The 3,172-nt window shown below is 60.8% G+C and carries 4 protein-coding genes; 3 read left to right on the top strand and 1 reads right to left on the bottom strand.

Annotated features, from left to right (window positions below):
- Positions 1–20: 20 nt before the first annotated feature.
- Positions 21–986 carry a TRAP transporter substrate-binding protein gene (locus D3P04_RS22990; RefSeq protein ID WP_119752215.1) on the bottom strand — a complete coding sequence of 322 codons (966 nt, stop codon included), beginning with the start codon at positions 984–986 and terminating at the stop codon, positions 21–23.
- A 289-nt stretch (positions 987–1,275) separates the two neighbouring features.
- Here D3P04_RS22990 and D3P04_RS22985 point away from each other — a divergent pair, with 289 nt between their 5' ends.
- The 3 genes from D3P04_RS22985 to D3P04_RS22975 all read left to right on the top strand — a co-directional run.
- Positions 1,276–2,040: an amino acid ABC transporter substrate-binding protein gene (locus D3P04_RS22985; protein ID WP_119752214.1), complete on the top strand. Its 765-nt coding sequence runs from the start codon at positions 1,276–1,278 to the stop codon at positions 2,038–2,040.
- Positions 2,040–2,714 carry an amino acid ABC transporter permease gene (locus tag D3P04_RS22980; protein ID WP_119752213.1) on the top strand — a complete coding sequence of 225 codons (675 nt, stop codon included), beginning with the start codon at positions 2,040–2,042 and terminating at the stop codon, positions 2,712–2,714. Before D3P04_RS22985 ends, D3P04_RS22980 begins: the two co-directional genes overlap by 1 nt.
- Positions 2,711–3,172, top strand: a 462-nt coding sequence (locus D3P04_RS22975; RefSeq protein ID WP_232845144.1) for an amino acid ABC transporter ATP-binding protein, incomplete at its 3' end; no start/stop codon positions are given. The genes D3P04_RS22980 and D3P04_RS22975, both read left to right, overlap by 4 nt.

Below are 3,172 nucleotides of genomic sequence, written 5' to 3'. Positions count from 1 at the left end.
GAAGAAACGGGCGGGGTTTGTCATTGGGAGGCCCGGATACGGTCCATCAGCTCCTTGCCGAATTGTTCTTCATATTGCTTGTAGGGGTCGGCCAGCGCGTCGCGGAATGCCGCCTTCTGTTCCGCTGTGAGTTCGTTGACCTCCATCCCCTGTTCCTTCAGCGTGGCGACGCCCGAGGTTTCCACCTCGTCCACATAGGCACGCATCGCGGTGACGGCATCCTTGGTGGCGGTTTCGAACGCGGCTTTTTGCTCGTCGTCCAGACCGCCCCAGAGTTGCGGCGAAATCAGGATCACGGCTGGCGAATAGACATGGCCGTCCAGCGTCAGATATGTCTGCACCTCGCTGAGTTTGGCCGAAACGATTACCGAAAGCGGGTTTTCCTGCCCGTCGATCGCGCCCTGCTGAAGCGCACCGATCACCTCGGGCCATGCCATCGGGGTGGGCGCGGCACCCAACGCCTCGAAGGCGGTGATATGGACCGGGTTCTCCATGGTGCGGATTTTCAGGCCTTCGGTGTCTTCGGGAGCGGCGATCGGGCCGCGATTATTAGTGATATGGCGGAAACCCTGCTCACCCCAAGCCAATGCGTGCATGCCCGCGTCGTCGAATTTGGCCAGCATCTCCTGCCCGATCTCGCCATCCAGCACCTTGCGGGCGTGATCGAGGCTGTCGAACAGGAAGGGCACGTCGAACACGCCCGATTCAGGGACGAAATTCGAGAGCGTGCCGGTCGAGACGATGGTCATCTGGATCGTGCCGAGCTGCACGCCTTCGACCACCTCGCGTTCGCCTCCAAGTCCTGATGACGGGAAATGCCGGAAGGTGAACTGATCGCCAAGCGCCGCGGTCAGCGATTCCTCGAACGCCTTGGCGGCGACGCCGTAATGGCTGTCTTCGGCCAGAGCATAGCCGATCTTGATCTCTTCCGCGGCGGCGGGCGCGGCGATGGCGGCCATTAGGGCAGCGGCGCAGAGTTTTTTCATGTTATATCCTCCCCTGTTGGAGCGGAGTTTGCGCGAGCTTGCGGGCAAGTTCAATAATCTGTTCAGTCAAAGTCGCAACGCGGAGTTTCCGGAAATGTGTTCCCCTTGCTGCAGAATGGCCGCGAGGCTTTGAAATCATGTTCCTGCATTGTGGGGAATTTGCGAAAATTGTTTTACTTTGTGAAGAAGGTGCCCGATTCAATCCTTATTTCCGGACGATCTTTGTCCTGATATTGTGGTCAAGATTGAAACACCCGATCTATGCAGCCGAACCAATCAGGAGTCCGCTATGCGCAAGACCATTATTTCGGCAATCCTTGCCCTTGGGGCGATGTCTGCCCCCGCCCTGGCCGAGACGATCCGCGTCGGCATGTCGGGCGGCTATTTTCCCTTTACCTTCACCCGTGCCGATGAGTTGCAGGGATTCGAGGTGGATCTCATGCGGGCCGTCGCGGAAGAAACCGGGGATGAGGTGGAATTCGTCACCATGTCCTTTTCGGGTCTGATCGGGGCGCTGGAATCCGGGCGCATCGACACGGTTGCGAACCAGATCACCATCACCCCCGAGCGCGAAGCGAAATTCGCCTTCACCCAGCCCTATGTCTATGATGGCGCGCAGGTCGTCGTGAAAGAGGGCAACGAGGGCGAGATCAGCGGGCCGGAAAGCCTCAAGGGCCGGTCGGTCGCGGTCAACCTTGGCTCGAATTTCGAGGAATTGCTGCGTAACCTTCCCTATGCCGACGAGATCGACATCCGCACCTATGAATCGAATATCGAACAGGATACGGCGCTTGGCCGGGTGGATGCCTTCGTGATGGACCGGGTGTCCTCGGCGCAGGTAATCGCGAAAAGCCCGCTGCCGCTGGCGCTTGCCGGGCAGCCTTTCGATGAGATCCGCAATGCCCTGCCGTTCCGCAACGACGAGGAAGGCACGGCGCTGCGCGACCGCGTGGATGCCGCGATCACCACGCTGAAGGAAAACGGCAAGCTGGCCGAAATCTCGCAGAAATGGCTGGATGCCGATGTGACGAAGCCGCTTGCGGAAGCTGACTGATGCGCCCGCTGGACATCGCCTATATGTGGGAGCTTGTGCCGGTGATCGCCGGTTACATCCCGCTGACCCTGTTCATGGCGGTTATCGCCATGGCGGCGGCGCTGGTATTGGCGGCGCTGCTGGCCGTGGTGCGGGTTCTGCGAATCCCGGTGGTGGACAGGGTCGTGGCGGTGTTCATCAGCTTTTTCCGCGGCACGCCTTTGCTGGTGCAATTGTTCCTGTTCTATTACGGCCTGCCGCAGATGCTGAGTTTCCTGACCTCGATCGACGGGGTGACTGCGGCGATTTTCGGGCTGACCCTGCATTTTTCGGCCTATATGGCGGAAAGCATCCGCGGCGCGATCCTTGGCGTCGATCGCAGCCAATGGGAGGCCGCGCAATCCATCGGCATGACGCGAGGCCAGCTTTTGCGGCGGATCATCCTGCCGCAGGCCGCGCGGGTGGCGGCGCCGACACTGATGAATTACTTCATCGACATGATCAAAAGCACCTCGCTGGCCTTCACCCTTGGCGTGACCGAGATGATGGGCGCGGCGCAGAAAGAGGCAGCCGGCAGCTTTCTGTATCTCGAGGCGTTTCTGCTTGTGGCGCTATTCTACTGGGCCATCGTCGAAATCCTTTCCGTCGGGCAGCGGCGGATGGAGCGGCATCTTGGAAAGGCGGTGGCGCGGTGAGCTGCGAGATACGGATCGACAAGCTGGTCAAGCGGTTCGGCGGCAATACCGTGCTGAACGGGATCGACCTGTGCCTGCAACCGGGCGAAAGGGTGGCCATCATCGGGCCGTCGGGAACCGGGAAATCCACCCTGCTGCGTTGCCTGAACTTTCTTGACCGGCCTGATGAGGGCCGGTTCACGCTTGGCGATCTATCGGTTGATGTCGCCCGTGCGAGCAAGGCCGATATGCTGGCGATACGGCGGCGGACCGGCTTCGTCTTTCAGAACTATGCGCTTTTCGCCAACAAGACCGCCCGGCAGAACATCATGGAAGGGCTGACCACGGTGCGCAACTGGCCGAAGCCCAAGGCCGAGGCGCGCGCCGCCGAGATCCTTCAGCAGATCGGGCTTGGCGACCGGGGCGACAGCTATCCTTCGGCGCTGTCGGGGGGGCAGCAGCAGCGGGTCGGGATCGGG

Origin of the sequence: Paracoccus onubensis (assembly GCF_003591515.1) — a bacterium.
Classification (GTDB): domain Bacteria; phylum Pseudomonadota; class Alphaproteobacteria; order Rhodobacterales; family Rhodobacteraceae; genus Paracoccus; species Paracoccus onubensis.
Note: the sequence above shows the minus strand (reverse complement) of the source record. Positions and strands in the feature narration are given on the sequence as shown.

Bases quoted from the DNA above. Each gene is read 5' to 3' on its own strand.
- D3P04_RS22990 (WP_119752215.1), bottom strand. From the start codon at position 986: ATGAAAAAACTCTGCGCCGCTGCCCTAATGGCCGCCATCGCCGCGCCC.
- D3P04_RS22985 (WP_119752214.1), top strand. From the start codon at position 1,276: ATGCGCAAGACCATTATTTCGGCAATCCTTGCCCTTGGGGCGATGTCT.
- D3P04_RS22980 (WP_119752213.1), top strand. From the start codon at position 2,040: ATGCGCCCGCTGGACATCGCCTATATGTGGGAGCTTGTGCCGGTGATC.